2 protein-coding genes are annotated in these 4,216 nt (G+C 38.6%); both read left to right on the top strand.

Annotation, left to right across the window (positions count from 1 at the left end):
- Window positions 1-614 precede the first annotated feature (614 nt).
- A complete protein-coding gene (locus tag QZY09_RS02970) occupies window positions 615-2,636 on the top strand; it encodes a DNA methyltransferase (protein ID WP_295667875.1) in 2,022 nt (673 codons plus the stop codon).
- Between the two features lie 3 nt (window positions 2,637-2,639).
- Window positions 2,640-4,216 (top strand): DEAD/DEAH box helicase family protein (locus QZY09_RS02965; RefSeq protein WP_295667873.1); only part of this gene is annotated, 1,577 nt, incomplete at its 3' end.

Genomic DNA, 4,216 nt, shown 5'->3' with positions numbered 1-4,216 from the left:
GTTGGTGTTTTCACCAACAAGTACCGGTATCTCAGAAGTAGTGTAATAAGGCATACTGGTAGTTGAATGGTTGATTAGGTTGGATGGGGTTGATGAAGTTGCAACAGGTAAGTTTTAATAAATGTCACCCGTACAATTTTGTAGTGTAGCGCTACACGTGCTACAACCTGCTACAAAGCGCTACAAAACTGAATATCAATATTTTAAGTGCTGACAAGATTTTGTCACTGACAAAATCTTGTCAGCACTTTTGCTCATTTATAGCGGCGAAATGCGAAATCACAAGTTAGGATATTGGTGATGGGCAAAGCGGGGGAAGTGAAACCCATGCCATCTCCAGCGTTCCATTTTTACACGCGCGGAACACCCGGAACGTTGTGAAACATACTCATTATCAGCATGTTTCATTTTTGATAAATTACCAGATTTGTATAAGTGACTGATAATCAACGTTGATAAAATCCGAATTTCGTGCGAGGTTGGGGCCGAAGCTTAATTTATCAGCAAAGGAATAAAGTAATATTACCTATCATTGCGGGGTTTCGATAAACTACGTTTTTTAAAAATTTATAACTTCGGCAACCAGACCTCTGAGCAATCATTTTACTTAATACATGAACAAACAAGATCTAATACACAAACTAAAACAATTAGATGGCCTTACAGCTGATGAAAAAGGCTCCTTAATTGAATTAGTAAAAACAAAAAAGAAATACGGGCTGGTGTGGGAAGATAAACCCGAAGCGGTTGAAGAGCAATTACGCATGTACCTGCCAGTGCTTAAAGAGATAAAAGACAAAAGAATTTTAGCAAAAAATATACCCCTAACGAATGACGGAGAGCCGTTTGAACAAGAAGAACAAGACCGAAATAAACCTGCGCCTAATCATATCTTGATTGAAGGAGATAATTTACATGCACTCACTGCACTCACGTTTACACACGAAGGAAAAATTGATGTTATTTATATAGATCCGCCTTATAATAGAGGGGAAAATGATTTTAAATACAATGACGATTATATTGACAAGGAAAATCCTTTTAAACATTCACTGTGGTTAAGCTTTATATATAAGAGACTTAAAATCGCAAAAAAACTTCTTTCGGAAACGGGAGTTATGATTATCCATATCGACGAGCATGAATTTGATGCGTTAAATTTATTAATGGAAAACGATCTCTTTGGCGAAAGTGATTCTTTAGGCCAGATCATATGGAATAAACAAAATCCCAAGGGCGACTCTAAGGCTATAGCAACGATGCATGAATATGTATTGGTCTATGCAAAAAACAAAACAGCCTTTACTGCTTTGGATAGTCCATTAATGAGGGCAAAACCGAATGCGGAGAGAATATTAATAAAAGCAAAAAAATTATTCTCGAAGATTGGTAAGTCAGAGATTCCCGATGAAATAAAGGAAGTCATTAAACCATTCAATTTTTCTGCAGAAATACTTAGAGACTCTGTTGTAGAATATGATCTGGATTTAATAAATAAGGAATTTCAGGCGTGGCTGAGCCGACAGGATTTTTCTGGTGGAGAAAAAGCTTATAAGTTTATAGATTCTCGTGGGGATGTTTATCGTGGTGTGTCGATGGCTTGGCCGAATAAAGAACAAGCACCAGAAGATTACTTCATTCCGCTTATTCATCCAGATACAGGAAATCCGTGCCCAGTTCCTGCAAGGGGGTGGCGAAATCCTCCCAATACGATGATGAAATTAATTGAAAAAAACTTGATCTTATTTGGCGATGACGATACAAAACAACCTGAAAGAAAGTATTTGCTCAAAGAAAATATGGAAGAAAATACGCCATCAATTTATAATAATGGAGGTAGCGATGACGATTTGTTAAAAGATATGGGGATAACATTTCCTTATCCCAAGCCTACCTCAGCGGCCAAATACTTTCTTAGTTGTATTCATCCAAACCCTACCATTATTTTAGATTTTTTTGCCGGTTCAGGCACAACATTACACGCTACTATGCAACTAAACGCAGAAGATAAAAAACAGAGACAATGCATTCTAGTGACCAACAATGAAAATAATATTTGTGAAGAAGTAACTTACGCTCGGAACAAAAAAGTGATCATTGGATTTGTCAATGCAAAAGGCAATCAAATCAAAGGCCTAAATAGCAATAATTTGCGTTATTTCAAAAGCGATTTTGTGTCGAGTGCGAAAAATGAAGTTAATAAGAGGATGCTGACTCAAGCTAGCACGGAATTACTACAAATCAAAGAAAATTGTTACGTTGATATCACAGAGCCCAGTGGTTTTAACCTAAGCGAGTGCGGTATATTTATAGATGAGAGAGGTAAGTACATGATTGTTGTGTACCACAGTCGCAACCAAAATTCCGTTTGTGAGCAGTTAACAACCTATATCGATAACCTTGCCATTGAACAACCAATAAAACTTTACGCGTTTAGCCCGGAAAAAGAAACTTTAGCAGCGGATTTTGCTGACGTGGCTGATAAAATTGAAGCTTTGCCATTGCCCGACGCTATATATAACGCATATAGAGCAACTTTTCGCACATTAAGGCTGGATAGAAATATTGTTAATCCCGCCGAAATAATAGAAAAAGACACTGCACCCGAATTATTTGATATACCCACCGGCGCATAAACTATGTATATACTTAAACACTTTCAGGAAACCGCCGTTAATAGCCTGCTTGGCCACACTTATGAGGCCTTGCGTACCTCTGCTACACAAATACCAATTTTATTAGAAGCGCCCACTGGTTCCGGCAAAACAGTAATGGTTGCTTCTTATTTGGAACGGTTGGCCGATGAGTTACCGCTGCAACCTGGCTTGCATGATAACGTTGCATTTATTTGGTTTGCCCCAAATACGCTTCATATTCAAAGCTTTCATGCGTTATATAAACTCTATGCTGATACGAGCAAATTAAATTGCATCGATCTGGATAATTTAAGTAATAACCCTACGCTTAACCCAAAAGATCTACTATTTGTAAACTGGAGCAGTGTAGACGGGTTGAAGAAAATTTGGCGCAAAGACAATGAAACTAATACGAATCTTGAAACCTTAGTCGAAAATACGAAGGCAAATGGAACGGAGATTATCTTGATTATTGATGAGGCGCACCTAAGCGCCTTCACCGGGCCACAGGCTATTGCCGTAAGGCACTTAATAAAAGCCAAAATCGAAGTAATGATAACAGCCACACCTAAGGTTCGCCCACAGCGAAGTGTATTCATTTCACGACAGCAAGTGATCAGCGAACAGATGATCAAAAAAGGTGTTCGTTTAAACATCGGGTTAGACCCTGCTCAGCAAAACGGCGAAAATGTTCACATTCACTTATTACGCACCGCCTTTGCTAAAAACCAGGAATTACAACAAAACTACAACGCTGAATTAGGAGCAAATAAGGTAAACCCGCTATTGCTGATACAATTACCGAGTGAAAACGCTGCTTTAAGCGACGAGGACAAAACAATCCGGGATACATTAGTTGGCTTATTAGCAAATGAATTTAATGTATCCACAAATAACGGTCGCCTTGCCATTTGGCTTAGTGGTGAAAAGGACACCGATGGCCTTGAAGATATTAATGGTCACCAGGATGTCTTGATATTTAAGCAAGCAATTGCGCAGGGATGGGATTGTCCCAGGGCGGCAATTTTAGTAAGTTACCGGAATGTACAAAGCCCGGATTTCGGGATTCAAACTGTAGGAAGAATTTTGCGTATGCCTCACCAGCGGCATTACAATGACGATAGTTTGAATTATGGCTATGTATACACCAATATAGAAAGTAACCGGATTAATTTAATACCTACCGATGCAGACTATTTTAAGTTACAATCTGCGGTTCGGAAAAATGACGAAGGGTGGGTATTTAATCAACTTACCACGGCTTCAATAGTAAACGACAGACCGAGTCCGGGTGTACTGAGCAGTGTTTTTGAATTGCAGTTTTTTCAAATAATGGAAAACCGTTACGGTGTTAAACAATTACCGGATGTTGATTTATTTACAGCGAAGGATGAGGAAGACGCAAAAAGACAGGCCGGATTAAACCGGCAGGCAATGATTGCTAATGGCTGGGAATTTAATATAGAGGACCATCAAATTCACATTCCTGCAGATATAGAAATTGACACTTACGAAGTCAACTCAATAATGCTAAATGCTAATCAAATTAAACATTTTGCAATAACTACTGCTGAAGATCG

Source organism: uncultured Mucilaginibacter sp., assembly GCF_903913935.1.
In the GTDB taxonomy this organism is placed as follows: domain Bacteria; phylum Bacteroidota; class Bacteroidia; order Sphingobacteriales; family Sphingobacteriaceae; genus Mucilaginibacter.
The sequence above is the reverse complement of the archived record's forward strand: the minus strand, read 5'-3'. Positions and strand labels throughout refer to the sequence as shown.

Bases quoted from the DNA above. Each gene is read 5' to 3' on its own strand.
- QZY09_RS02970 (WP_295667875.1), top strand. From the start codon at position 615: ATGAACAAACAAGATCTAATACACAAACTAAAACAATTAGATGGCCTT.